The sequence below is a fragment of the Duganella sacchari genome (assembly GCF_900143065.1).
In the GTDB taxonomy this organism is placed as follows: Bacteria; Pseudomonadota; Gammaproteobacteria; order Burkholderiales; family Burkholderiaceae_D; genus Rugamonas; species Rugamonas sacchari.
The window spans coordinates 1-26307 of the sequence record NZ_FRCX01000003.1 but is presented as its reverse complement, the minus strand read 5'-3'; the positions used below and the strand labels follow the sequence as shown (position 1 = coordinate 26307).

Below are 26307 nucleotides of genomic sequence, written 5' to 3'. Positions count from 1 at the left end.
CAACTTGCGGTCCGGCCAGGGGCCGGGCCATCTTCGATTTTGAGTGCTTCATTAAGAGGGGACGATAATGGCAAGAGTAGCATTGGTAACCGGTGGCATGGGTGGTCTGGGCGAGGCAATTAGTTACAAACTGTCAGCCTTGGGCTATTGCGTTGTCACCACGTATTCCCCTGGTAATCCCAAGGTTGAACAATGGCTGGCCACCACGCGTGACCAGGGCTATAACTTCCGCGCCTATCCATGCGATGTGTCGGACTACGATTCGGCCCAGGCCTGCATCGCCGCGATCGAAAAAGACATCGGTCCGGTAGACGTACTGGTCAATAACGCGGGCATCACGCGCGACATGACCTTCAAGAAAATGGATAAGCCGAACTGGGACGCCGTCATGGCCACCAATCTGGATTCCGTGTTCAACATGACCAAGCCGGTGTGCGATGGCATGGTGGAGCGTGGCTGGGGCCGCATCATCAACATCTCGTCAGTCAACGGCCAGAAGGGCGCGTTCGGCCAGACCAACTACTCGGCGGCCAAGGCCGGCATGCACGGCTTCACCAAGGCGCTGGCGCTGGAAGTCGCGCGCAAGGGCGTGACCGTCAATACCATCTCGCCAGGCTATATCGGCACCAAGATGGTGATGGAGATTCCACAAGACGTGCTGGACACCAAGATCATTCCGCAAATTCCGATGGCCCGCCTGGGCAAGCCGGAAGAAGTAGCCGGTCTGGTGGCCTACCTGGCGTCGGATGAGGCGGCTTTCGTGACGGGCGCCAATATCGCCATCAACGGCGGCCAGCATATGTCCTGACGCGGCATCACGCTGCGCTGCACAAGCCGGGATCGTTCGCGATCCCGGTTTTTTTTCGTACAATCTGCTATCGATGCTCAAAGGATAGCCATGTTCGACCCATCTTCCGCCCTGTTCCCGCCCATCGCCCCCAGCCGTCACGGCATGCTGGCGGTTGACGACCTGCATACCATCTACTGGGAGGAAGTCGGCAATCCTGACGGCATTCCGGTCATCTTCCTGCATGGCGGCCCGGGCGCCGGCCTGTCGCCGCAGCATCGCCGCTTCTTCGATCCCGACCAGTACCGTGTGATCCTGTTTGACCAGCGCGGCGCCGGCAAATCGACGCCGCTGGGCGAGTGCCGCAACAATACCACCCAGCTGCTGATCGACGACATCGAACGCCTGCGCCAGATGTGCGGCATCGAACAATGGCTGGTGTTTGGCGGCTCCTGGGGTTCGACGCTGGCGCTGGCGTACGGCGAGGCGCATCCCGAGCGCTGCCTGGGCTTTGTGCTGCGCGGCGTGTTCCTGTGCACGCAGGAGGAGATCGACTGGTTCCTCGATGGTGCGCGCTGGTTCCATCCCGAGGTGCACGCGGAATTTATTGCACCAATTCCGGTCGAGGAACGCGGCAACCTGCTGCAGGCGTATGTGAAGCGCATCATGAGCGACGACCCGGCCGTGCACTGGCCCGCCGTGCGCGCGTGGAGCCGCTTTGAAGGCCGCCGCGTGTTCCTGCTGCCGCAGGCGGAAGATCCGCCATCGGATGCGCTGGACCTGGGCGTGGGCCGGCTGGAGTCGCACTACATGGCCAACCTGGGTTTCTTCAGCGAAGACCAGCTGCTGCGCAACGTCAGCCGCATCGCCCACCTGCCGGTGACGATCGTGCAGGGCCGCTATGACGTGATCTGCCCGCCGGTATCGGCGTGGCGCTTGCACCAGGCCTGGCCTGGTTCGGTGCTGAACGTGATCCCGGATGCGGGCCACGGCGCCATGGAAAAAGGCATTTCGCGCGCGCTGGTGGCGGCCACCGAGCAGTTCAAGCGCAAGCGCGCCTTTGCCTGAAAAACGGCCCGGGGGGACGCGGGCTGTTACACTAGAGACTAATCGATAAGACCCACACCGCATGGCCATCATGAATATTCAGACCGGCGATATCGGTCACATCATCCAGCTGGCGATTGCGCCGGTGTTCCTGCTATCGGGCGTCTGCACCAATCTGATTGTGCTGACCAACCGGCTGGCGCGCATCATCGACCGCTCGCGCGTGCTGGAAGACCGGCTGGATGTCGCCTATAGCGACCCGTATCTGAATGAGCTGGACGTGCTGTACCGCCGTTCGCATCTGATCAATATGTCGATCTTTTTGTCGACGGCCTGCGGCCTGTTTGTCTGCCTGATTGTCGCCATGCTGTTCCTGGGTGATATCACCAACTTCAGCCTCGATAAATACATAGCCGGCATGTTTGTGGTCGCGGTGATCTGCCTGGTGGGCAGTTTCGTCGCGCTGCTGCGTGAAATTTTCATCGCCTCGGCGGCGATGCGGTCGCACCGCCATAAACGGCGGGAGCGATAATTTTTTTGTGAGACCATCATGCACGACTACCAACGCCCGCCCACCCTGTATCGCTACGGCGTGCGCGAAGACCTGGAACTGGCGCTGACCCAGGGCCAGTTCATCCTGCGTCCATCCAACAGCTGCCTGACGCTGAGCTTCTCCCAGGTGTGGGACCGCAAACTGTTCGAGCTGTTCTCGTCGGACAGCTGCCTGATTATCCATAACACCGAAGAATTCGGTGAACGCATTCACCGTGCCGTGCAGCGCACGCTCCCAAGCTGGGCGGGCATCGATGGTGCCATCGAGTATGGCACGCGTGCCGCACTGGGCGCCGCCTTCACCAAGACTGCGGCCGAAGCGCAAGAGCAGGAATGGCAGTTCGCCTGGCGTGCCATGCAGGCGCAATTGAGTCTGAACCCGGTGCTCATCAAGATCGGCAGCCTGGAAAACTTCGCTGAACTGCGTTCGCAGGACACCTACCTGGCTTAATCCTTCTGGGGAATCGCTTCGACCTTCGGCGAATCGCGGCGGTCGATGCGTGCCAGCACGGCGCTCATCATGCGCTCGATATCGCCACGTATCATCTTGGAACCCAGGATGCCGGGCACGTAGAAGTTCGGCTGCAGCTTGCCGTGGTAGATGATTTTGGTGCCGCCCGTTTCCGGCACGGGCACCAGTTCCCAGCGTGATTCATAGTGCTTCATATCGCCCGAGATCAGCGAGATGTCGATGGAGGACATCGGCTGCTCCACGGCGCGCACAATCAGATGGATGGTCTTGGACATGAACAGGAAGCGGGCCACGCCGAATTGTTCGATGATGATCTCATTGCCATTGCGGGACAGGACTTTGCACGACTCCATGTCCGGCACAAACTCCGACATGCGTTCATAGCCGGTGAGGATGCGCCACACCTTGGGCAACGCCGCCGCCACGGTGCCCGTGGAATCGACTTCGTACATATGCTGCCCGTCCTGGTCGATGCGATTGACGGAAACCTCCAGCTTGGGCAGCTCAATCTTGGGCGCCTGCGCTGATGCCACGGTGGCCAAACTGGCGCCTAACAACAAAAACAAGAGGAATCGCATCATTTGACCAGCGTACGGGAAAGGGTGGCAGAATACAAGAGCAGCACGCGCGGACTTTAGAAGCCCAGATCTAGAGAATTGGGATTTAATGCGGGCATTATGAAAACTACACCATACCCACACTTGCTGGCCCCACTCGACCTGGGATTCACGACGCTGCGCAACCGCGTCATGATGGGATCGATGCACACCGGCCTTGAAGACCGCTTCTACAACTACGGCAAACTCGCCGCATTCTATCGCGAACGTGCGCGTGGCGGCGTGGGTTTGATCGTCACCGGCGGCATCTCTCCTAACAGGTCCGGCTGGCTGTTACCCTTTGGAGGTACGCTCAACTTCAAGGGTGATGTGGTCAACCACCGGCGCGTCACCAAGGCGGTGCACGAAGAGGGCGGCAAGATCCTGATGCAAATTTTGCATTCTGGCCGTTATGGTTATCAGCCGTTCGTGGTGTCGGCCTCCGACAAGAAATCGCCGATCTCGCCGTTCAAGCCACGCGCGCTGAACGAGGCGGGTATCGAGAAAACCATCCGTGATTACGCCCGCTGCGCCAGGCTCGCGCGCGAGGCCGGCTACGACGGCGTGGAAGTGATGGGCAGCGAAGGCTATTTGTTAAATCAGTTCCTGTGTGCGCGCACCAATCTGCGTACCGACCGCTGGGGCGGCAGCATCGAGAACCGCATGCGCCTGGCAGTGGAAATTGTGAAACGCATCCGCGCGGAAGTGGGCAATGACTTCATCATCATGTACCGCCACTCGCTGCTGGACCTGGTGGAAGGCGGCAATACCTGGGACGATGTGGTGACTGTTGCCAAGGCCTTGCAGCATGCCGGCGCCACGATTCTGAACACCGGCTATGGCTGGCACGAAGCGCGTGTGCCGACCATCGTCACCTCGGTGCCGCGCGGCGCCTTTGCCAGCCTGGCGGGCCGTCTGCGCCTGGAGGTGACGATCCCGGTGGTGGCGTCCAACCGCATCAACATGCCGAATGAAGCGGAAGGCATCCTGCAGCGCGGCGAGGCGGACATGATTTCGATGGCGCGTCCCTTCCTGGCCGACTCGCACTTCGTCATCAAGGCGGCCGAGGGCCGCAGCGACGAGATCAACACCTGCATCGGCTGCAACCAGGCCTGCCTGGATCACACCTTCTCCCGCAAGCGCGCCAGCTGCCTGGTGAACCCGCGTGCCTGCCACGAGACGGAACTGGTGTATGCACCGGCCGTGAAGAAACGCCGCGTGGCGGTCGTGGGCGCGGGGCCAGCCGGCTTGTCGGCATCCACGGTGGCGGCGGAATGCGGCCACGATGTGACGCTGTTTGATGGATCCGACAGCATTGGCGGCCAGTTCAAGATCGCCATGCAGGTGCCGGGCAAGGAAGAATTCGCGGAAACCATCCGCTACTTCGGCCGCAAGATCGAACTGACCGGCGTGAAGCTGAAACTGGGCATGCGCGTGACGCGCGAGCAGCTGCTGGCCGAGGGCTATGACGATGTGATCGTCGCCACCGGCATCAAGGTACGCAAGCCGCCGATTGACGGTATCGACCATCCGAAGGTGCTGTCGTACGTGGACGTCCTGCGCGACAAAAAGCCGGTCGGCAAACGTGTAGCGATCATCGGCGCCGGCGGTATCGGCTTCGATATGGGCGAGTTCCTGCTGCACGATCCTGCCCACCCGCTGCCGCTGGCGCTGGATGTCTGGGCCAGGGAATGGGGCGTCAGCATGAAGGGCGATACGCCAGGTGGCCTGGTGCCGGCATCGCAGCCGGAGCCGGTGCGCCAGCTGTATCTGCTGCAGCGCAAGACTTCCCGTCCGGGCGCAGGCCTGGGCAAGACGTCGGGCTGGGTGCACCGCGCGGTGCTGGCGCGGAATGGCGTGGTGATGCTCTCCGGCGTGCAGTATGACCGAATCGACGATCAGGGCCTGCACATCACCGTGGGTGGTGAGCAGCGTTTGCTGTCGGTCGATAACGTGGTGATCTGCGCGGGCCAGGATAGCCTCGCGGAGTTGATGCCGAGCGAAGAGGAAGCGAAAGCCAATACGAACTGGCCGCGCTTCCACAAGATCGGCGGCGCTGCGCTGGCGGCCGAGCTGGACGCCAAGCGCGCGATCAAGGAAGGCGCGGAACTGGCCGTGCGCCTGTAAGCCGCTTCAGGGCGGCATCGATATCGACGTCGTAAGGTTCGGCAGGAACATCGAACCCATTGCAGGCGACGTTGACGGTGTCGCCGTTCTTCAGATTCAGCGTGACTTCATGTCTCGCATCGCACGCGTTTTTTGCCGCTTGCGATGCCAGCCGGCCTGCATTGAACGGTTGGCCTTCCACGCCTGTGACGATCATGTCCACGCGCAGTGCCTTGCAGGCCGGACCGGCGGCGATGTGGAAAGCGGAAGGCTCGCTGTAGTAGCTTACGCCGCCGTTGCAATCGGCGCGCATGAACTGATTCATCATCAGGTTCGCGATGGATGTGCTAAAGGACGGACTCCAGGCAGCTGCAGGACGTATCAACGCGCCAGGCGTTTTCGCGTAGTCTGCGAAGATGGCGGCGACCGGTTCATCGCTGCCCAGACTTGCCAGCCAGCGCTTTCTGCATTGCTCGCCTGCGCGGCACTCCAGCTGTGCAAAGCTGGCGGCATGCTGGTCTGCGGCATCGCGGTAGTAGTCGCGTAGCGCCAGTGCTGCCTTCTGGCCATCGCCCCGGCCTTCAAGGCCGATGGCGTGGAAGGCCAGGCCGCAGGCATACGGCGTGCGGCCCCACTGGCGGTTCACGGTCCGGCGCCAGCTCTTGCCATTGCTGGTGACCAGGCAGTCGGTGAATGCCGACTCCAGTTCATCCTTCAATTTTGCGTTACTCAGCCAGCCCAGGGTCGCGCTTGCGCTCCAGCGCAGGAATTCCGCGCCGCCTTCATGGAACATGGCGCCATCATCACCCCAGGCATCGGTCCACTCATATGGCTGCGAGAGATGGCTGGCTTCGTGCGCAATCAGTGTCCGCACATTGGACTGCATTTCGGGACTGGGCGAAACCGGGAAGGTCAGACGTATCATCGTACGGTTGGCAACATCGCCGCGCCAGCTATAAGGGTTTGGCGATACGGAGGCGACGACGTAGGGCGATGGTATCGTCAGCCCTGGCAAGGCGCGATGCAGGTAGCCGGTCGTGTCACGCAGGGTATCCGTGACAAAGCGCTCATCGTCCTGTGTGAAGCCTGGCCCCATGTGCGTGGTGGCACTGGACTGTTTAAGCAGCAGCACCACCGCCAGGGTATTCACTCTTTCCTGCGTCGCTGGCGCCGATGCCTGAGTGCCGCCCACTACGCCATCGAGAACAACCGTGCCCGGGGCGCTGAACTTCCAGTTCACAGGCCCGCATGACGGTGCGACCGCATAGACGCTGGTATGCGCGAAGAAGCCTTCACCTACCGGATAAGCCCAGGGATAGATGCGGTCGAGATTGCGCGTAGAGGCCGGGATGCGGAAACGCAGGCTGCCGCAACTGGGCGCCTTGCGCTGCACGTGCTGCCCGTCCACCGTGGCGCAATCGTCGGCAGGCTGCCATTCGGCGCGAATGCTGGCCGCATCCTGCGGGCGTATGCCATCGTTGATGAATTCCAGCGACTGGCACGCTGCCGGAACATCGTAGCGCAGCTCAAGTGCGTTCTGTTCAATGACGCTGAGCGTCGCGGTAACGGTTTGTGCCGACGCGGCGCCGGTGGCGAGCGTCAGCAAAGGCAACCAGTATTTCAATGATGTTTATCCTGTTTTTTCTCAAAGCTGTCGAGCACATAAGCCGTCATGCCTTTTGCCAGTTCCTGCTCGCCCATGAAGATTTCTCCAGCGCGTTCGCTGCGCAGCAGGTCCGCTTCTTCATCGTTGTGGGTGCGGACCACGGTCTTGATGTTGGGGTTGAGCGCGCGGGCGGTTTCGATCATCGCGCGGACGTGGAAGGTGTCCGGCGTGGCAATCACCAGCATGGACGCATGCGCGATGTGGGCCTGGATCAGCACTGCCGGTTCGCCGGCATTGCCGGCCACGGCGGGCACACCTTCCTTGCGCAGCTGGTCCACCACCTCGCGGTTCTGTTCCGCGACCACGAAGGAAATGCCTTTCTCCTTGAGTCCAGCGGCGATGCGGCGGCCCACGCGGCCGTAACCGACCAGCACCACCTGGCCGCGCAGATGCTCATGCGGCACGGAGGTTGGCAGTTCGGCCAGCGGGTCGGCCGGACGGTCGAACTTTGCAGCCAGGTCCTGGTTTTTACCCAGCCAGCGTTCCAGCGGTTTGGTCACGTGGAACACCACCGGATTCAAGGCGATGGAGATGATGGCGCCGGCCAGGATCAGGCTCTGGCCTTCCACCGGCATCAGTTTCAGCGACAGGCCCAGTGCGGCCAGGATGAAGGAGAACTCGCCGATCTGCGCCAGGCTGGCAGACACCATCAGCGCGGTCTTGGCCGGATAGCGCAGCACCAGCACCAGCAGGAAGGCCGCCACCGACTTGCCGACCACGATGATCGCCACCACGGCCAGCAGTTTCAATGGCTGTTCGATCAGGATGGATGGCTCGAACAACATGCCGACCGAGACGAAGAACAGCACCGCAAACGCATCGCGCAGCGGCAGCGATTCTTCCGCCGCACGGTGCGCCAGCGCGGATTCGCGCAGCACCATGCCGGCAAAGAAGGAGCCCAGCGCGAACGACACGCCGAAGTAATGTGTGGAAGCGTAAGCGATACCTACTGCAGCGGCGATCACGCACAGCGTGAACAGTTCGCGCGAACCGGTGCGCGCCACCTGCCACAAGATCCACGGGAACAGTTTGCGGCCCACCACCAGCATCAGTACGATGAAGGCCGTGACCTGGCCCAGCGTGATGGCCAGCGTGGTCCACAGGTCGCCACCACCGCCGTGCGAGGTATCGACTTCGCCGCCGAGCGAACCGGCCAGCGCAGGCAGTAGCACCAGTACCAGCACGGTAACCAGGTCTTCCACCACCAGCCAGCCGACCGCGATGCGGCCATTGAAAGTGTCGAGGATGCCGCGTTCTTCCAGCGCCCGTAGCAGCACCACGGTGCTGGCCACCGACAGCGCCAGGCCGAACACCAGTCCACCGCCAATGCTCCAGCCCCAGAAGTGCGCCAGGCCCATGCCCAGCGCGGTGGCGACGGCAATCTGCAGCACGGCGCCGGGTAGGGCCACCCTGCGTACGTCCCACAGGTCATCGAGAGAGAAGTGCAGGCCGACGCCGAACATCATCAGCATCACGCCGATTTCGGCCAGCTGGCCGGCCAGTGCGGTATCTGCCACGAAGCCCGGCGTGGCCGGGCCAATAATAATGCCCGCAGCCAGATAGCCCACCAGCGCCGGTAATCGCAGGCGCGTTGCAAGATAGCCGAACAGGAGACCAGCTCCCAGAGCGGCGGCGATAGTGGTAATCAGGCTGATGTTGTGGGGCATGCGTGGGGGGCTCCTTGGCAAAAAATCTACGGGAAACCCTCAGCGTAACACACCACTACCTTAAACTTGCTTAAAGCGACAACGCGGCCGGCTGCATACGCATGGAGACGCCGAAGCGGTTGAAGGCGTTCATGAGCGCCACCGCCACGGTGACATCGGCCATTTCCTGCTCGCTCAGTACCGACAGGGCTTTTTGATAGTCGGCGTCCGGTACCTTGCTTTGCTCGACACGGGTGACGACTTCCGCCCATGCCAGCGCGGCGCGTTCCTTGTCGGAGAACAGGGCTTCCGCTTCTTCCCACACCGGCACCAGCGCCACCTTGTCGATCCTGACGCCTTGCTTCAGCAGGTCGCGGGTGTGCATATCAATACAATAGGCGCAGCCGTTGATCTGCGAGACGCGCAGATAGACCAGTTCCAGCAACTCGGCCGGCAGGGCTGCCGACACATACTCTTTGACCATGCCGAAACCTTTGTAGGCTTGTGGCGCAAATTTGAATACTTCCAGACGCTTGCTCATGATGACTTCCTCGGTTGATTACGATGGAGTCATTGTGCGCCTGCATGGCCTACCCAGGAAGAGCCATGAATAGTCATTTGGAGTAGGCCATGAGGATGCGCCTGCCCAGCGCCTGCGCCCGTGCCTTTGTGTCAATGTTGGTAAACGCGAGCAGCAGCGCCGATGCGCCGTGCGGCAGCACGCCGCGTTCGGACAGCGCCAGTGCCGACATGCCGTCTTCGCGCATGCGCGCGGCCAGCGCACGGTCGGTGTGATAGCCCTTCATGCGCAACACCAGGTGCATGCCGCCAGGCTGGGGATCAACCTGCATATGCTTGCCCAGTACTGACGACAGGCCATCGGCAGTCAGCTCGCGGCGCTCCGCATACAGGCGCCGCATGCGCTGGATGTGGCGGGCGAAATGGCCCTCGTTCATAAAGTCGGCGACGATTTTCTGCATCAGCGTCGGACCGGCTGCCGCGAAGGTGCGGGTGATTTCCTCGAAGCGCTCCACCTGCGCTGGCGGCACCACCAGATAGGCCAGCCGTATCGCCGGGAACAGTACCTTGCTGAAGGTGCCGGAGTAGAGCACGCGGCCATCGCGGTCCAGACTTTGCAGCGCTGGCAGCGGACGGCTGACGTAGCGGTATTCGCCGTCGTAGTCGTCCTCCACGATCCATGCGCCAGACCGGGATGCCCAGTCCAGCAACGCCAGCCGGCGCGGCAGCGACAGCGAGACGCACAGCGGGCTTTGATGCGCGGGCGTGACTACGGCGGCTTTGGCATTGGGCGCGGTGGCGACGCCATGCGACACCATCAGGCCTTCGCCGTCCACCGATACCGGGGCCGGGCACAGGCCCGCTTCGGTCAGCAGCGCGCTGGTGGGCGGATAGCCGGGGTCCTCCACCCACACGGCATCGCCGGGCTTGAGCAAGGCGCGCGCGATCAGCTCCATGGAGTTGCGGTAGCCATTGGTGATGAATACCTGCGATGGCGTGCAGTCGATGCCGCGCGACAGCTGCAGATAGGTGGCGATGGCGGTGCGCAGTTCGGGCAGACCGGCCCATGGCGGGTAGATCATGTCTTCCGGCTGGGTGGCGCGTACGGCGCGTGCGGCCAGGCGTGCCCATACCTTGCGCGGGAAAACATCCAGCGCCGGTATGCCCATCTGGAATGGCCGCGTGGTGGACGCTGCATCACCCAGATTCGTGCGGACTTCGGCCGGGCGCGGCGTGGGCGCCACCGGCGCGTGGCGGGCCAGGGCGGGCGTGACGACGGTGCCGGCCTGGCCGCGCGCTTCGACGTAGCCTTCCGCCGTCAGCAGCGCGTAGGCGGATTCCACGGTGCCGCGCGCCAGGCCCAGTTCCAGCGCCAGTGCGCGCGCGGCGGGAATACGGTCACCCGGTTGCAGCAGGCCCTCGGCGATGGCGCTGCGGAAGCGGGTATAAATCTGGCGGTACAGTGGTTCCGATGCGCTGGTATCCAGCTGGAGGAAATCCATGGTCTATTCCATTTGTCATTTCTTGGCTCTATGGATTATGCCATTGGCAGCCTACGATAGCGTTTTGAAAGGACATGCCATGAAGATCGTCGAGACCGAACAGGAGCTGCGCGCCTGCTATCCGGTGATGAAAGAGCTGCGCCCGCACCTGCAATCGGAAGATGCGTTTGTGGCGCAGGTGCTGCGCCAGTATGAACAGAACTACCGTATCCTGGCGGTGTTGGAGGGTGACGCGGTGGTGGCGCTGGCAGGCTACCGCTGTCAGGAGAACACGGTGTACGGCCGCTTCCTGTATGTGGATGATCTGGTGACGGCGGAGCAGCATCGCAGCCATCGCTGGGGCGCGCTGCTGCTCGGGAAGCTGACGGTGTTCGCGCAGGAGGCCCGCTGCGCGCGGCTGGTGCTCGATACCGCCTTCACCAATGTGCAGGCGCAGCGCTTCTACTTCCGCGAAGGCTTGCTGCCGGGTTCGATGCGATTCGGGAAGGTGTTGGCATGAAGAAGATTTTGCACATCTGCGCCAGTGCGCGTGGTGAGGAGTCGTCCAGCTACCGCCTGTCGCAGCAGGCGATTGCCGAGCTGCGCGGGCGCTATCCCGATGCGCGCGTGGTGCTGCGCGATTTGCACGCCGAGCCGCTGCCGCATGTGGACAGCCTGTATTCCAACACGCTGGCGCGGCTGCCGGGTGGTGCGCCGCATGCGCAAGGCCGCTCTTCGCTGGCGTGGTCGGACTTGCTGATCGAGGAATTGAAGGCGGCGGATGCCGTGGTGATCGCCACGCCGATGCACAACTTCACCGTGCCGTCCGCACTGAAGGCGTGGCTGGACCACGTGGTGCGGATCGGCGTGACCTTTAACGCGACGTCGGAAGGCAAGGTCGGCACGCTGCCTGACCGTCCCGTGTACATCGCCGTCAGCATGGGCGGCGCGCGTGCGCGCCAGCCTGATTTCCTCGAACCCTACCTGCGCGCCATCCTGCCGACCATTGGCCTGAAAGACCTGCGCTTCGTTTAGAGGCGCTTCACCACCACCGCGCCGATCGAGTAGCCGGCGCCGAAGGAGCAGATCACGCCCAGCTGGCCTGGGGTCATGTCTTCCGAATGTTTGTGGAAGGCGATGATGGAACCGGCCGACGAGGTGTTGGCGTATTCGTCCAGGATTACCGGGGCTTCCTGCGGTTCGGCGTCGCGGCCCAGCACCATGCGGCTGATCAGCAGGTTCATGTTCAGGTTGGCCTGGTGCAGCCAGAAGCGGCTGATCTGCGGCACTTCCAGACCGGCATTGGTCACGGTGTCCTTGATCATTTCCGCGGCCATCGGGCACACGTCCTTGAACACCTTGCGGCCCTGCTGGCGGAACAGCTTGTCCGGCTGGCCGATGCCGGCTTCGTCGAAGCGGTTCAGGAAGCCGAAATTGTTGCGGATGTTGTTGGAGAAGCTGGTCTTCAGTTTGGTGTCCAGGATTTCCCAGCGGTGCGCGCCCTTGGCGGTGTCGGCCCCTTCCACGATGATGGCGGTGCAGGCATCGCCAAAGATGAAGTGGCTGTCGCGGTCGCGCCAGTTCAGGTGGCCCGAGGTGATTTCCGGATTCAGCACCAGCACCGCGCGCGCCTGGCCGCTTTGCACCGCTGCCACGGCTTGCTGGATGCCGAAGGTGGCCGACGAGCAGGCTACGTTCATGTCGAAGCCGTAGCCGACGATGCCCAGCGCTTCCTGCACTTCCACGGCCATGGCCGGGTAGCCGCGCTGCATGTTGGAGCACGCCACCAGCACCATGTCGATATCGGCTGCGGTTTTGCCGGCGCGGTCCATGGCCTGCTGGGCGGCCGCCACGCAGATCTCTGCCTGCAGCGACAGTTCGTCGTCGGCGCGTTCCGGGATGTGCGACACCATGCGCTTCGGATCCAGGATGCCGGCTTTCTCCATCACGTAGCGCGACTTGATGCCGGACGCTTTCTCGATGAAGGCCACGCTCGATGGTTCCAGCGCCGTGACCGTGCCTTCGGCGATGGCGCCGGCGTTGTCCGCGTTGAACTGTTCGACGTAGGCATTGAAGCAGGTCACCAGCTCTTCGTTGGTAATCGATTGTGCTGGAGTGTAGAGGCCGGTACCGCTGATGACGGCTTGTTTCATGATTAAACTTTCAAATTAAGCAATGGCAGTCGCCAATAATGAGGCAAATTCTACACAATGCCTACACGATACGCGAAAATAAAAGCGGCGCCCTTGAGGCGCCGCCGTTGTGTGAGGCGAGCTGCTTATTTTTTAGCCAGGTCTTTTTTCAGGCCGGCGTCGGCCGAAACCACCGTGGTGGCAGGCTTGGCAGTTTGTACCGGCAGGCCTTTCAGGTGGTTGATCGCCTGCTGCAGCTGGAAGTCTTCGCCGCTGCCGTAATCCAGTGGCTTGCGCTTTTTCTCCAGCGCGACGATGCGCAGCTGTTCTTCCAGCTCATCGCGTTTGCTTTTTTCGCCTTCCGCCTCGCGGTCGTTGACCAGATGCTTGTCCAGGTCCGCTTCGCGCGTGCGCAGTGCGTTCAGGCCATCGCCGTCAGCGTATTCATCCACTGCCACGTCCGGCGTGATGCCCTTGGCCTGGATCGAGCGGCCATTTGGCGTGTAGTAGCGCGCGGTGGTCAGCTTGACGGCGGTGTCGGCGGTCAGCTGGCGGATGGTTTGTACCGAACCCTTGCCAAAGGTCTGGGTGCCGATGATGTCGGCGCGCTTGTAGTCCTGCAGCGCGCCGGCGACGATTTCGGAGGCCGAGGCGGAACCGGTGTTGACCAGCACCACCATCGGCACGCGCTTGAGGGCGGTTGGCAGCTTGGCCAGTGCATCAGTCTCGTTGCGCAGGGCGTAGTATTCGGGACGGCCGTAGAAGATCTGTTTCTGGTCCGGCAACTGGCCGTTGGTGGACACAATCGGCGAGTCCTTTGGCAGGAACGCGGCAGCGACGCCAATCGCGCCCTGCAGCACGCCGCCCGGATCATTGCGCAGGTCCAGTATCAGGCCCTTGATGTTCGGGTCCTGTTTGTACAATTCAGCAATCTTGGCAGCCATGTCATCGACGGTCGGCTCCTGGAATTGCGAAATGCGCAGCCAGGCGTAGCCCGGTTCGATCATCTTGCCTTTTACGCTCTTCTGGTGAATTTCTTCGCGCGTGATGTTGAACACCAGCGGCTCGGCTTCGCCCTTGCGCAGCACGGTCAGGCTGACTCTGCTGTTGGGCTCGCCGCGCATCTTCTTGATGGAGTCGTCCAGCGACAGGCCTTTGACGGGCGTGTTGTCGAGGCGGCTGATCAGGTCGCCCGGCTTGATGCCGGCACGCCAGGCTGGCGAATCTTCAATTGGCGCCACGATCTTGATGTAGCCATCTTCGCTCTGGCCGATCTCGATGCCGAGGCCGACGAACTTGCCCTGCGAACCTTCGCGCAGTTCGGCGTAGGCTTTCTTGTCCAGGTAGGCGGAGTGCGGATCCAGCGAGGCCACCATGCCCGAGATGGCCTCGGTCAGCAGCTTTTTGTCTTCGACCGGCTCGACGTAATCGGACTTGATGAGACCGAAGACGTCGGCCAGCTGGCGCAACTCTTCCAGTGGCAACGGCGGGTCCGCGGGCTTTTGCGCCATTGCGGAGAATTGCAGGGAGATGGCCACGCCAGCTACCACACCCAGTCCGACCAGACCGGAATTCTTTAATTTCTTGCCCATGTTTCACCTGTCAAAGCTAGCCGCTGCGGAGTTGCAGCCTGCATGAAATGAGTATAAACCTGATTTCGAGCAAACGTAGTAGCCATCACGAAATGATTTATACCTTTACGAGGATTTACAACGCTTTCCGTTGACTTTTAAAGCGCACCAATGCCCGCTTGGCGAAAGACCAAGTTTGCTGTTTTGTACGCTGTGTATCCCTAACGTTCACGACAGTAAATAATTGTAAGAAGCCCTGTAACAGCAAAAACCGCGACCTACACTGAGCTCGTATTTCTCTCTACCCTGAAGTGGTTTTCGCCTGCGCCCCAAGCGCAGGCTTTTTTTTATCTACGGAGTCTTGCATGCGATTGTTGTCACGTTCCTCCTCCCTGGCCCTGTGCCGCCTGAGTGCTACGCTGGCCTTGTCGGCAATGTTGTCGTCCGCCTTGGCGACACCGGTGATGGACATGCGCGCGGACGACTATCTGCCGATGGCCGCCGAACTGAAGAAGTCGCTGAACCTGAACGCCAACCAGCAAACGCTGTGGTCGCAGACAGAAACTAAAACCCGCAACCTGCTGCGCGAACGTAAGGCGCGCCGCGAGCGCCTGCAGGAGGCCACCTTGGCCGGCGCCCAAAGCGCTACTGCCGAGTTGCGCGATCTGAGCAAGGCGATAGACGAAGAGACCACACTCGGCGCCAGCGAGGAAAGGCAGCTGCGCGAATGGTGGCTGACTGTCAACGATGCCTTGACGGAAAGCCAGCGCCAGATGGTGGTGCAGCTGATTAGCGAACAATTGCAGCGCGCGCAGGACAATGGCGGCGGCGCCCGTCCAGAGCACAAGGAAGAGGGCGGCGAGCATCGCAGCGGTGGCCGTCGCGGCGGCGCCAGCATGAAAGGACCGGGCGGCGCCAATATCAGCCTGCCGGGCGGTGGCAGCTAGCAGCAGCCCTGGCTTGTGTATCGTAAAGTAAAAAGCAGGCTGCAAGCGGATTTGCGGCCCGCGCTGACGGTAGAATTCCCGCAAGAATTCCACCCACACGATCATGAGCAAATTATTCTCCCTCGCCTGGCTGGCCATGCTGGGCGCGGCTGACGCTGGCGCGCAGACTTCCAACGCGGCGGCGGATGCGCCGCAGCCGGCGGTCAAAGCCGCTGCGGACGGCAAGCAGATCCAGCAAGTCACCATCAGCGGCGGGCGCGCCAGCGATATGGACGAACGCCGCAACTCGGTGGCGGGCAAGCAGGTCTATGGCCGCGAGGAGCTCGATCGCAATGGCGACAGCAACCTGGGCGATGTGCTCAAGCGCCTGCCGGGCGTGACCATCGGCGGACGCCCCGGCCGTGGCGGCGACGTGCGGATGCGCGGCATGGGCAGTGGCTATACACAGATCCTGCTGAACGGCGAACGTCCGCCGGTCGGCTTCTCGATGGAGTCGCTGTCGCCGGACCAGGTGGAACGCATCGAGATCATGCGCGGCCCGGTGGCGGAACACAGCACACGCGCCATTGCCGGCACCATCAACATCATCCTGCGTGACGGCTACCTGCAGCGCGACAACCAGCTCAAGCTCACGGATACGGTCGAGCAGGGCCGCCATGCGCCGAATCTCTCGCTGACAGTGCCGGGCAAGACCGGCAACCTGACCTGGCTGCTGACCGGCTCGGTGTTTGAAAACCACCAGCACGACCAGAGCGAAACGCACAACCTCGATACGCGCGACGATGGCGTGACGGTGGAGGACGAGAGCGTCCACGACCAGACCACGCGCGAAACGCGCGGCCTGCATCTGACGCCGCGCCTGTCCTATAAATTTGACAGCGGCGACACGCTGAACTTCCAGCCTTTTGTGATGGTCAACCGCAGCGACGGCAACGCGCGCAGCGACCTGCTGCAGAATGCCGGCCTGCAACCGCCTGAATACAACCTGGCACTGACCAGTACGCATTCCGAATCCACCTTCCTGCGCGGCTTCGGCAACTGGGTGCACAAACTGCAAGGCGCGTCCAAGCTGGACGTCAAGTTCGGCTTCGGCGCCGGCCACAGCGACAACGACTCGGTGCGCTACCAGTACGATGCGGCAGGCGTTTTCCTCAACCGCTACGTCGATACCGCCAGCGTGCGCGACCGCAGCGCCAACAGCGGCGGCAAGTACAGCACGCCGATCGGTCGGCAGCATGCGCTGGCGGCCGGCTGGGACATCGAGCTGGGTCACCGCGAGGAAACCAAGACCTCGCTCGACAAGGACGGCAAGGCTCAGTTTGACGGCTCGGGCGACAACCTCACTGCCAATACGCGCCGCCTGGCGGCGTTCGTGCAGGATGAGTGGGATATCTCCTCGCAATGGTCGGGCTATGCCGGTGTGCGCTGGGAAGGCATCCGCACCACCAGCAGCAATGCGGCCGGCGACATCAGCAATACCAGCAGCGTGCTGAGCCCTCTGCTGCATGCCGTGTACCGCATTCCCGGCAGCCAGAAAGACCAGGTCCGCGCCAGCCTGACCAAGAGCTACAAGGCGGCCAATATCCAGGACCTGATTGCCTTGCCGTCGCTGTCGCGGCTGAACTCGCCGTCACGTCCGGACCGCACCGGCAATCCCAACCTGAAGCCGGAACTGGCGACCGGGCTGGACCTCGCCTACGAGCATTACCTGGGCCGCGCGGGCATCGTCAGCGTGAGCGGCTTCATCCGCGACATCGATGACCTGATACGGCGCGATATCTCGCAGCAGCAGACCAGCATCGGACCGCGCTGGGTATCGACGCCGCGCAATATCGGTCACGCGCGCACCAAGGGCATCGAACTGGAGGCCAAGTTCCAGCTGCAGGAATTGGTGGCGGACGCGCCGGCGATTGATTTCCGCTCCAACTACAGCCATTTCTGGTCCAGCGTGGACGACATCCCCGGCCCCAACAACCGGCTGGATGCGCAGCCCAAACAGACCGCCAACGTCGGCCTGGACTACCGCATGAAGGCTGTGCCGCTGACCTTGGGCGGCAGCCTGAACTGGACGCCGGAGACACTGATCCAGAGCAGTCTGTCGCAGCTGGTTTACACTAGCCGCAAGCGTTCACTGGATGCCTATGCCTTGTGGAAGTTCAACGCCCGCAATCAGCTGCGCATTTCCGCCAACAATCTGGCGGCAGAGGACGCCGTCGGCGCCAATACGGTGACCGGCAATGGCCTGACACAACTGGCCAACACGATCAACCAGACTTACACGGTCTGGAGCGTCAAATATGAAATGAAGTTCTAACCATAAGGACAAGCTGTGAAACCACTTCTGCTGAGTGCACTGACCCTGAGCCTCGTCACTGCCTTTGCCACCGCTGCGGAGCCTGCCGCACCGATCTCCGGCATCGAAATTCCCAATATGGACACCAGCGTGCGTCCACAAGATGACTTCTTCACCTACCTGAACGGCAGCTGGCTGAAGACCACCGAGATTCCATCGGACAAAGCCAGCTGGGGCACGTTTGCCAAGCTGCGCGACGACACCTTGCCGCAGCTGCGCGAGCTGATCGAAAAGGCGGAAGCGGAGAAGGGCAAGAAAGCCGGCAGCGAACCGCAGAAAATCGCCGACCTGTACGCCAGCTTCATGGACGAGAAGAAGCTCGACGAGCTGGGCTTCCGCCCCGTCACCGGCGAGCTGAACCGCATCCGCGCGCTCAAGGACAAGAAAGGCCTGCCCATGCTGATCGCCCATCTGGGCCAGATCGGCATTACCACGCCGTACAGCGTCAGCGTGCGCCAGGATGCGCGCGCGTCGACCAGGTATGCGGTGTATATCGGCCAGAGCGGCCTGGGCTTGCCGGACCGTGACTACTACCTGAAAAAAGACGATCCGAAGATGGCCAGTGCACTGGCCAAGTATGAGCTGCACATTGCCAAGATCCTTGGCCTGGCCGGCGACCACGAAGCCGCTGCCAACGCCAAAAAAATCGTCGCGCTGGAAACCGCCCTGGCGGAAGCGCAATGGACCAAGGTCGAGAACCGCGATCCGGTCAAGACCTACAACAAGATGCCGGTCAAGCAGCTGGCCGAACTGGCGCCCGGCTACGACTGGGGCCATGCGCTGGCCGCAGCGGGCGTGGGCAACAAGATCAGCGACGTGATCGTGCGCCAGCCGTCGTTCCTGAGCGGCTTCAATGCCGTGCTGGACAAGACCGACCTGCCGACCTGGAAGGCTTACTTCCAATGGCAGCTACTGCAGGAAGCCTCGCCTTACCTGTCCAGCGATTTCGCCGACGCGCACTTTGATTTCTACAGCACGGTGCTGACCGGTGTGGCCGTCAAGCGTCCGCGTTGGAAGGATGCGGTGTCGCTGGTGGAAGGCAGCCTGGGCGAAGCGCTGGGCAAGCTGTATGTGGCCGAGCACTTCCCGCCGGAGCGCAAGGCGCGCATGGATGCGCTGGTGAAGAACCTGCTGGCCGCCTACAAGACCAGCATCGACAGCCTGGACTGGATGAGCCCGGCCACCAGGATCGAAGCGCAGGCCAAGCTGGCCAAGTTCACGCCGAAGATCGGCTATCCGGCCAAGTGGCGCGATTATTCGTCGCTGACCATCATCAAGAACGATCTGGTGGGCAACGTGCTGCGTTCGTCCAACTTCCAGTACCAGCGCATGATCAACAAGCTGGGCAAGCCGGTCGACCGCGAAGAGTGGGGCATGACGCCGCAAACCATCAACGCCTACTACAACTCGACCATGAACGAGATTGTGTTCCCGGCCGCGATCCTGCAGCCGCCGTTCTTTGACGCGCGCGCCGACGATGCGGTGAACTATGGCGCAATTGGCGCCGTGATCGGCCACGAGATCAGCCATGGCTTCGACGACAAGGGCAGCCAGTCCGATGGCGACGGCAACCTGCGCGACTGGTGGAGCAAGGAAGACCGCGCCAACTTCAAGACCAAGGCCGACGCGCTGGTCCAGCAGTACAACAGCTTTAGCCCGCTGCCTGGCTACCACGTCAATGGCGAACTGACGCTGGGCGAAAACATCGCCGACAACAGCGGCGTGGCCATCGCTTACAAGGCTTATCTGCTGTCGCTGGGCGGCAAGCCGGCGCCGGTGATCGACGGCTTCACGGGCGAGCAGCGCTTCTACATGGGCTTTGGCCAGATCTGGCGCGTGAAGATGCGCGAGAACCAGCAGATCCTGCAGATCAAGACCGATCCGCATTCGCCGGGCCAGTTCCGCACCAACGGTCCGGTGGTCAACCAGCCGGGCTTCTATGAGGCGTTTGGCGTCAAGCAGGGCGACAAGCTGTATGTTGCGCCCGAACAGCGTGTGATTATCTGGTAAGCGTTTTTCCCGCGTAAAAAAAGCCACCCGGGGTGACCTGGCGTGGCTTTTTTGTTATGGTTGCAAGACTTGCCTATACATATATCGGAGATATAGTCTTGAAAGCACATTTGCTCAGCGCCCTGATGCTGGCGCTGCTGGCCTCGGCTGGCGTCCATGCAGCACCTAAAACCTCGGGCGTGGATGTGGCCAACATCGACACGAGCGTCCGCCCGCAGGACGATTTCTTTAAAAACCTCAACGGCAAATGGCTGGCGCGCACGGACATCCCGTCCGACAAGTCGAGCTGGGGCTCGTTTGAAAAGCTCGACGATGACACCAAGCCGCAGCTGCGCGCCATCATCGAAGCGGCCGCGGCCGACCCCAACAAGCAGCCCGGCACGGACGCCCAGCGCATCGGCGATTTCTTCGCCAGCTATATGGATGAAGCCAGGCTGGAGGAGTTGCGCCTGTCGCCGCTGAAGGCCGATTTCGACCGCGTCGCCGCGCTCAGTGACAAACAGCAGATCCCGGCGCTGATTGCCCACTTCAACCGCTATTACATCGCGCCGTACGCCTTTACCATTCATCAGGACAACAAGGATTCGACCAAGTACGTGGCCGACATCGTGCAGGAAGGCCTGAGCCTGCCGGACCGTGATTACTACCTCAAGAAGTCGGACAAGAAGCTGGCCGATGCGCTGGCCAAGTTCGAGCTGCACGTCGCCAAAATGCTGGGCATGGCCGGCAACCCCAATCCGGCGGCGGACGCCAAAGCCATCGTTGCGCTGGAAACCGAGCTGGCCAAGGTGCAGTGGACGCAGGTGCAGTTACGCGATCCGGTCAAGGCTTACAACAAGGTGCCGCTGGCCCAGCTGTCCAGGCTGGCGCCCGGTTACGACTGGACCACGTGGCTCAACGAGACCGGCATCGGCGGCAAGGTCGATTACGTGATTGTCAGCCAGCCGAGCTACATCACCGGCTTCAACCAGGTGCTCAACAAAGTGCCGCTGGCGACCTGGAAGGTGTACTTCCAATGGCAGGTATTGCACGGTAACGCTGCTTATCTGTCCAAGGATTTCGCGCAAGAGAATTTCGCCTTCTACGGCAAGGTGCTGAGCGGTGTGGACGAGCAGGAGCCGCGCTGGAAGCGGGCCGTCAACTCCACCGACAGCGCGCTGGGCGAAGCGTTGGGCAAGCTCTACGTTGAGCAATACTTCCCGGCCGAGCGCAAGGCGCGCATGGAAGCGCTGGTGAAGAATCTGCTGGCCGCGTTTGGGCAAAGCATCGACACGCTGGACTGGATGGGGTCGGAAACCAGGCAGCAGGCGCAAGCCAAGCTGGCCAAGTTCACCACCAAGATCGGCTATCCGAACAAGTGGCGTGATTACTCGGCGCTGGTGGTGGTCAAGGACGACCTGGTGGGCAACCGGCTGCGTTCGCGCGCGTTTGAGTACGCCAAGGAAGTCAACAAGCTGGGCAAGCCGATCGACCGCGATGAATGGGGCATGACGCCGCAGACCGTCAATGCCTATTACAACCCGGAGATGAACGAGATCGTGTTCCCGGCAGTGATCTTGCAGCCGCCGTTCTTCAATGCCGACGCCGATGATGCGGTCAACTATGGCGCCATCGGCGCGGTGATCGGCCACGAAATCAGCCACGGCTTCGACGACCAGGGCGCGCAGTACGACGGCGACGGCAACCTGCGCGACTGGTGGACCAAGGCCGACCACAAGAACTTTGCAGCCAAGACCAAGATGCTGGTCAAGCAGTACAACGCCTACAGCCCGGTCAAGGGCTACCACGTCAACGGCGAGCTGACCCTGGGCGAAAACATCGCCGACAACAGCGGCGCGGCGATTGCCTACAAGGCTTACCTGCTGTCGCTGAATGGTCAACCGGCGCCGGTGATTGATGGTTTGACGGGCCAGCAGCGTTTTTACATGGGCTTTGGCCAGGTCTGGCGCAGCAAGATCCGCGATGCGCAGCAAATCGTTTATCTCAAAGTCGACCCGCATTCGCCGGACCAGTTCCGCGCCAATGGCACGGTGCGTAACCAGCCAGGTTTTTACGAGGCTTTCGGCGTTAAAGCCGGAGATAAGTTGTATTTGCCGCCTAAAGACCGTGTCATTATGTGGTAATGCTGTGATATAAAGCCGTACGGCCCATCAGAGCAATGGGCCTTCACTTAATTTAGAAGGAAAATCCCGTGAAACGTCATCTCGTAAGTGCATTGATGCTGAGCCTGATCGCAGGCCTGGCAGGCGCAGCGGATAGCGCCAAAAGCGCCGCTCCTACCAGCGCGAAAGTAGCAAGCAAGCCAGCCTCCGGCATCGCCGTGGAATACATCGACCCGTCGGTCCGTGTGCAGGACGACCTGTTCACCCACATGAACGGCAAATGGCTGGCCGCGACCGAAATCCCGGCCGACAAATCGAGCTGGGGCTCTTTCGCCAAGCTGCGTGATGACATCCAGCCGCAACTGCGCGCGATTATCGAAGGCGCCGCCGCCAGCAAGAACGGCGGTCCGGACGCCCAGCGCATCGGCGACTTCTACAACAGCTTCATGGACGAAGCCAAGCTGGAACAGCTGGGCATCACCCCGCTGAACGGCGAACTGGCCAAAGTGGCCGCCATCACCGACAAGAAACAGCTGCCGGCACTGATCTCGCACTTCAACCAGATCGGCGTGAGCGCACCGTACGGCTACGGCATCCACCAGGACAACAAGGATTCGACCAAATACGTGGCCGACCTGTACCAGGACGGCCTGGGCCTGCCGGACCGTGACTACTACCTGAAAGCCGACGACGCCAAACTGGCGGACGCGCTGGCCAAGTATGAACTGCACGTCGGCAAAATGCTGACGCTGGCAGGTGACGCCCACGGCGCCGCCACCGCCCACGCGGTAGTCGAGTTCGAAAAAGAACTGGCCAAGCTGCAATGGACCAAGGTCGAGCTGCGTGACCCGATCAAGGCCTACAACAAGGTCGACATCGCCAAGCTGGGCGAGGTGGCGCCAGGCTACGACTGGAACGCCTATCTGACCGACGCTGGCGTGGCCGGCAAAGTCACCTACGTGATCGTCAGCCAGCCTAGCTACCTCAAAGGCATGACCGCGCTGCTGGAAGCGACCCCGCTGGAGACCCTGAAAGCCTACTTCCAATGGCAAGTGGTACGCGCCAATGCGCCTTACCTGAGCAAAGCCTTCGTGGATGAAAATTTCGCGTTCTACGGCACCGTGCTGAGCGGCGTGACCGAACAGCGTCCACGCTGGAAACGCGGCGTCAGCGTGACCGAAGGCGCGCTGGGTGAAGTAGTCGGCAAGCTGTACGTGGAAGAGCACTTCCCGGCCGAACGTAAAGCCCGCATGGAAGCACTGGTGAAAAACCTGCTGGCCGCCTACAAGACTAGCATCGACAAGCTGGACTGGATGACCCCGGCCACCAAGAAACAGGCGCAAGCCAAGCTGGCCAAGTTCACCACCAAGATCGGCTACCCGAACAAATGGCGCGACTACTCGGCGCTGGTGGTCAGCAAGGACGACCTGGTCGGTAACGTGATCCGCTCGCACCAGTTCGACTACAACAAGGAACTGAACAAGCTGGGCAAACCGATTGACCGCGACGAATGGGGCATGACGCCACAGACCGTCAACGCCTACTACAACCCGGAAATGAACGAAATCGTGTTCCCGGCAGCGATCCTGCAGGCGCCGTTCTTCAATGCGGACGCGGATGACGCGGTCAACTACGGCGCCATCGGCGGCGTGATCGGCCACGAAATCAGCCACGGCTTCGACGACCAGGGCGCCCAGTACGACGGCGACGGCAACTTGCGCGACTGGTGGACCGCCGCCGACCACAAAGCGTTTGGCGCCAAGACCAAGATGCTGGTCGAGCAGTACAACCAGTTCAGCCCGCTGCCTGGCTACCACGTCAACGGCGAACTGACCCTGGGCGAAAACATCGCCGACAACAGCGGCGTGGCGATTGCGTACAAAGCCTACAAGCTGTCGCTGAAAGGCAAGAAAGCCCCGGTTATCGACGGCCTGACTGGCGACCAGCGTTTCTACATGGGCTTCGCCCAGGTATGGCGTCTGAAAATGCGTGAAGCGCAGCAGATCGTCCAGATCAAGACCGACCCGCACTCGCCAGGCCAGTTCCGCGCCAACGGCCCGATGCGCAACCAGCCGGGCTTCTACGACGCCTTCGGCGTGAAACCAGGCGACAAGATGTACCTGGCACCAAAAGACCGCGTGATCATGTGGTAATGATCTAAGCAAGCCAAGGCCGCAGCGATGCGGCCTTTTTTAATCCGGGGTCAGTTCTTGCAATCCAACACGAGCTCTGCCGTAAGTGACCGCTACGGCAGAGCTCGTGTTGGATTGCAAGAACTGACCCCGGTGTTACACTAGCGGCTTCCGATCAAGACGTTTGATTTCATGCGCCTGCGTTACTCCGCTCCTCTTATCCTGCCGCTGCTGTTGAGTGCCTGTGGCGAATCTTTCACGCCGGTTGATGTGTACATGGCCAAGACGCCGGAGTGCAGCAACTGGCAGGAAGGCTCGCGCTTCGAGCTGCCGCGCGGGATCAGCGTTTCTACCACGCCGCCCGTGACGCTGCCGGATGGCGGCGCCGAGTTCACGTTTGTGTACCTGGTGCCGCGTGGCGAGCGCGCGCTGTTCCAGACCCGCGACTATACGGTCACGCAGCCGAAAGGCCCGGTCGTGGCCAAGGCGCAGCTGGTCACCTTCTATCAGCGGACCACCAATTCACCGGCCGAAATCGTCGAGTCGATTCCCAAAGTGCCGGACATGCTGATCGCCGGCGCCACCGGCGAGGAAACCATCTGGCGCGTGCGCCTGCGCGTGACCGAGAAATTGCCGCAACGCTTCGACCTGACGCCGCCCGCGTTCGAGATCGCGCTGCACAAGTATCCGATGCGTACCTTCACCTACCGCTACTTCGCTGACCGTAAAGCCTTCGGTTTGTGCAGCTGATAAAAAAACCGGCCTGAAAGCCTGATGCCGTTCAGTTAAGACTGAACGGCATTTTTATTTTGAAGAGTTGTAAACGTAAGAATGGCCTGTTAACCTTCGGTTCATGCTTGATGACGCGATCCATTTTTTAGCCGAAACCCAAGATGTCCCGAACTGGGAGCGTCTGGGCCAGCACTTGCCTGTTGAGTGGATAGAGCAAGCCGTCCAGTACACAGGCAAAGCCAGTATCCGTCAACGTCGTTTGCCTGCTGAGCAAGTGGTTTGGTTGGTCGTGGCGTTGGCACTGTACCGCCATCAATCGATCAGTGAGGTGCTTGATGATCTGGAGCTTGCGCTACCGGATTTGCAAGTGCCTTATGTGAGCAAGAGCGCCATTGCGCAGGCTCGCCAGCGTGTGGGGGCAGCGCCGCTGCAGATGCTATTTGAATTGTCTGCCAAGGCGTGGGGTGAGCAAGACGCGAAGCAGTATCAACTTAAAGGGCTGCGCTTATTCGCACTCGATGGTACGACCTTGAAGACCGCCGACACACCAGAACAGCGGGAGCATTTCGGTGCTCAAGCTTATGCCAAGGTAGTGTCAAGTTATCCGCAAGTACGCGCCGTTACGCTGACGGACGTATCAACCCACCTGATTCGCTGCGCCGCCTTCGGTCCCTACGGTAGCAATGAAATGCAGTATGCAAAAGAGCTCCTGCCGTCGATCCCCGATAACTCACTGACAGCCTTCGATAAGGGCTTCATGGCAGCGGAAATCCTCTGCGGCCTGACTGGCAATGGCAATAACCGCCATTACATCATTCCCGCCAAAGCCAACACCAAATGGCAATTACTGGAACCACCATCCGATGACGTGCTGATCGAACTGCGACTGGCTCAGCAGGTACGGAAGAAACGGCCTGACCTGCCTGAGTTCTGGCAGGCGCGAGCCATCACGGTGATCGATAGCCAAGCGCGCAAGCATGTCTTGCTGACGTCGCTTCTGGACCGTAAGCGTTATACGAGCGCTGATATTGCGGCTTACTACAAGCGACGCTGGCAAATCGAAACGAGTTACCGGGAACTGAAGCAAAGCATGCTGGGTAAGGCATTAACCTTGCGCAGCAAAACAGTCGATGGGGTATATCAGGAAATCTGGGGGACACTGACTGCTTACAATTTGGTCCGCCTTGAAATGGCCAAGGCGGCACTCGCAGTCAAATGCGATCCGACCGAAATCAGCTTTATCCGTGCCTTCCACATTATTCAATATGAACTGCATTGGGCTGCGGTTGTTCGTTCCTACGGCAAGTTACCGGCTTTACTTCAGCGCCTACGCAAACGGCTCGTCGATCTTCTAAATGAAGAACGGCCCGATCGCCATTACGATCGGGCCGTTAAAGCGCTGCCTAAACGTTACACCGTACGAGTCTTAAAACGAGACCTTAACTGAACGGCATTA

21 protein-coding genes are annotated in these 26307 nt (G+C 61.3%); 14 read left to right on the top strand and 7 right to left on the bottom strand.

The window, feature by feature from the left end:
- Nucleotides 1-67: 67 nt before the first annotated feature.
- The 4 genes from phbB (at nt 68) to BUA36_RS06595 (ending at nt 2837) form a co-directional block, all read left to right on the top strand.
- Complete coding sequence (gene phbB / locus BUA36_RS06610; protein WP_072782696.1) at nt 68-808, top strand: acetoacetyl-CoA reductase; 741 nt, start codon at nt 68-70, stop codon at nt 806-808.
- 90 nt (nt 809-898) lie between these two features.
- The gene (gene pip, locus BUA36_RS06605; RefSeq protein WP_072782695.1) at nt 899-1855 is read left to right on the top strand and encodes a prolyl aminopeptidase; all 957 of its coding nucleotides are present in this window, start codon (nt 899-901) and stop codon (nt 1853-1855) included.
- Nucleotides 1856-1925: 70 nt separating this feature from the next.
- Complete coding sequence (locus BUA36_RS06600; protein ID WP_072783626.1) at nt 1926-2366, top strand: DUF2721 domain-containing protein; 441 nt, start codon at nt 1926-1928, stop codon at nt 2364-2366.
- Nucleotides 2367-2384: 18 nt separating this feature from the next.
- Nucleotides 2385-2837 carry a hypothetical protein gene (locus BUA36_RS06595; RefSeq protein ID WP_072782693.1) on the top strand — a complete coding sequence of 151 codons (453 nt, stop codon included), beginning with the start codon at nt 2385-2387 and terminating at the stop codon, nt 2835-2837.
- On the opposite strand, the gene BUA36_RS06590 is transcribed toward BUA36_RS06595, so the two are convergent.
- Nucleotides 2834-3424 carry an SRPBCC family protein gene (locus tag BUA36_RS06590; RefSeq protein ID WP_307188227.1) on the bottom strand — a complete coding sequence of 197 codons (591 nt, stop codon included), beginning with the start codon at nt 3422-3424 and terminating at the stop codon, nt 2834-2836. The two genes, BUA36_RS06595 and BUA36_RS06590, sit on opposite strands and share 4 nt — an antisense overlap.
- 111 nt (nt 3425-3535) lie before the next feature.
- Here BUA36_RS06590 and BUA36_RS06585 point away from each other — a divergent pair, with 111 nt between their 5' ends.
- A complete protein-coding gene (locus BUA36_RS06585; protein WP_072782689.1) occupies nt 3536-5581 on the top strand; it encodes an NADPH-dependent 2,4-dienoyl-CoA reductase in 2046 nt (681 codons plus the stop codon).
- Here BUA36_RS06585 and BUA36_RS06580 read toward each other — a convergent pair.
- The 4 genes from BUA36_RS06580 to pdxR all read right to left on the bottom strand — a co-directional run bounded on the left by BUA36_RS06580 (nt 5547) and on the right by pdxR (nt 10893).
- Nucleotides 5547-7184, bottom strand: coding sequence for a hypothetical protein (locus BUA36_RS06580; RefSeq protein WP_139260392.1), 1638 nt, complete (start codon nt 7182-7184; stop codon nt 5547-5549). The two genes, BUA36_RS06585 and BUA36_RS06580, sit on opposite strands and share 35 nt — an antisense overlap.
- Nucleotides 7181-8893, bottom strand: coding sequence for a cation:proton antiporter domain-containing protein (locus tag BUA36_RS06575; RefSeq protein WP_072782684.1), 1713 nt, complete (start codon nt 8891-8893; stop codon nt 7181-7183). Before BUA36_RS06575 ends, BUA36_RS06580 begins: the two co-directional genes overlap by 4 nt.
- A 70-nt stretch (nt 8894-8963) precedes the next feature.
- Entirely contained in the window at nt 8964-9413 is a 450-nt protein-coding gene (locus BUA36_RS06570; protein ID WP_072782682.1) for a carboxymuconolactone decarboxylase family protein, read from the bottom strand.
- A 73-nt stretch (nt 9414-9486) separates the two neighbouring features.
- Nucleotides 9487-10893 (bottom strand): MocR-like pyridoxine biosynthesis transcription factor PdxR, encoded by a 1407-nt coding sequence (gene pdxR / locus BUA36_RS06565; protein ID WP_072782678.1) that lies wholly within the window; start codon nt 10891-10893, stop codon nt 9487-9489.
- A gap of 79 nt (nt 10894-10972) precedes the next feature.
- Between pdxR and BUA36_RS06560 the strand changes: the two genes are divergently transcribed.
- Nucleotides 10973-11392: a GNAT family N-acetyltransferase gene (locus BUA36_RS06560; RefSeq protein WP_229255629.1), complete on the top strand. Its 420-nt coding sequence runs from the start codon at nt 10973-10975 to the stop codon at nt 11390-11392.
- Entirely contained in the window at nt 11389-11907 is a 519-nt protein-coding gene (locus tag BUA36_RS06555) for an FMN-dependent NADH-azoreductase (RefSeq protein ID WP_072782672.1), read from the top strand. The genes BUA36_RS06560 and BUA36_RS06555 overlap by 4 nt, the downstream gene beginning before the upstream one ends.
- Here the strand turns inward: BUA36_RS06555 and BUA36_RS06550 are convergent.
- Entirely contained in the window at nt 11904-13025 is a 1122-nt protein-coding gene (locus BUA36_RS06550; protein WP_072782669.1) for a beta-ketoacyl-ACP synthase III, read from the bottom strand. The two genes, BUA36_RS06555 and BUA36_RS06550, sit on opposite strands and share 4 nt — an antisense overlap.
- Nucleotides 13026-13150: 125 nt before the next feature.
- Nucleotides 13151-14596: a S41 family peptidase gene (locus BUA36_RS06545; RefSeq protein WP_072782666.1), complete on the bottom strand. Its 1446-nt coding sequence runs from the start codon at nt 14594-14596 to the stop codon at nt 13151-13153.
- A gap of 344 nt (nt 14597-14940) precedes the next feature.
- On the opposite strand from BUA36_RS06545, the gene BUA36_RS06540 reads away from it, so the two are divergent.
- From BUA36_RS06540 to BUA36_RS06510, 7 genes are all read left to right on the top strand, one after another.
- Nucleotides 14941-15522, top strand: coding sequence for a hypothetical protein (locus BUA36_RS06540; RefSeq protein WP_072782663.1), 582 nt, complete (start codon nt 14941-14943; stop codon nt 15520-15522).
- 103 nt (nt 15523-15625) lie between these two features.
- Nucleotides 15626-17836 carry a TonB-dependent receptor plug domain-containing protein gene (locus tag BUA36_RS06535; RefSeq protein ID WP_072782660.1) on the top strand — a complete coding sequence of 737 codons (2211 nt, stop codon included), beginning with the start codon at nt 15626-15628 and terminating at the stop codon, nt 17834-17836.
- A gap of 15 nt (nt 17837-17851) precedes the next feature.
- Nucleotides 17852-19885 (top strand): M13 family metallopeptidase, encoded by a 2034-nt coding sequence (locus tag BUA36_RS06530; protein WP_072782657.1) that lies wholly within the window; start codon nt 17852-17854, stop codon nt 19883-19885.
- Nucleotides 19886-20010: 125 nt separating this feature from the next.
- The gene (locus BUA36_RS06525) at nt 20011-22008 is read left to right on the top strand and encodes a M13 family metallopeptidase (RefSeq protein WP_208861869.1); all 1998 of its coding nucleotides are present in this window, start codon (nt 20011-20013) and stop codon (nt 22006-22008) included.
- A 95-nt stretch (nt 22009-22103) separates the two neighbouring features.
- Entirely contained in the window at nt 22104-24140 is a 2037-nt protein-coding gene (locus tag BUA36_RS06520; protein ID WP_208861868.1) for a M13 family metallopeptidase, read from the top strand.
- Between the two features lie 171 nt (nt 24141-24311).
- Complete coding sequence (locus BUA36_RS06515) at nt 24312-24869, top strand: hypothetical protein (protein WP_072782654.1); 558 nt, start codon at nt 24312-24314, stop codon at nt 24867-24869.
- A gap of 103 nt (nt 24870-24972) precedes the next feature.
- A complete protein-coding gene (locus BUA36_RS06510; RefSeq protein ID WP_072782653.1) occupies nt 24973-26298 on the top strand; it encodes an IS4 family transposase in 1326 nt (441 codons plus the stop codon).
- The last annotated feature ends 9 nt before the right edge of the window (nt 26299-26307 follow it).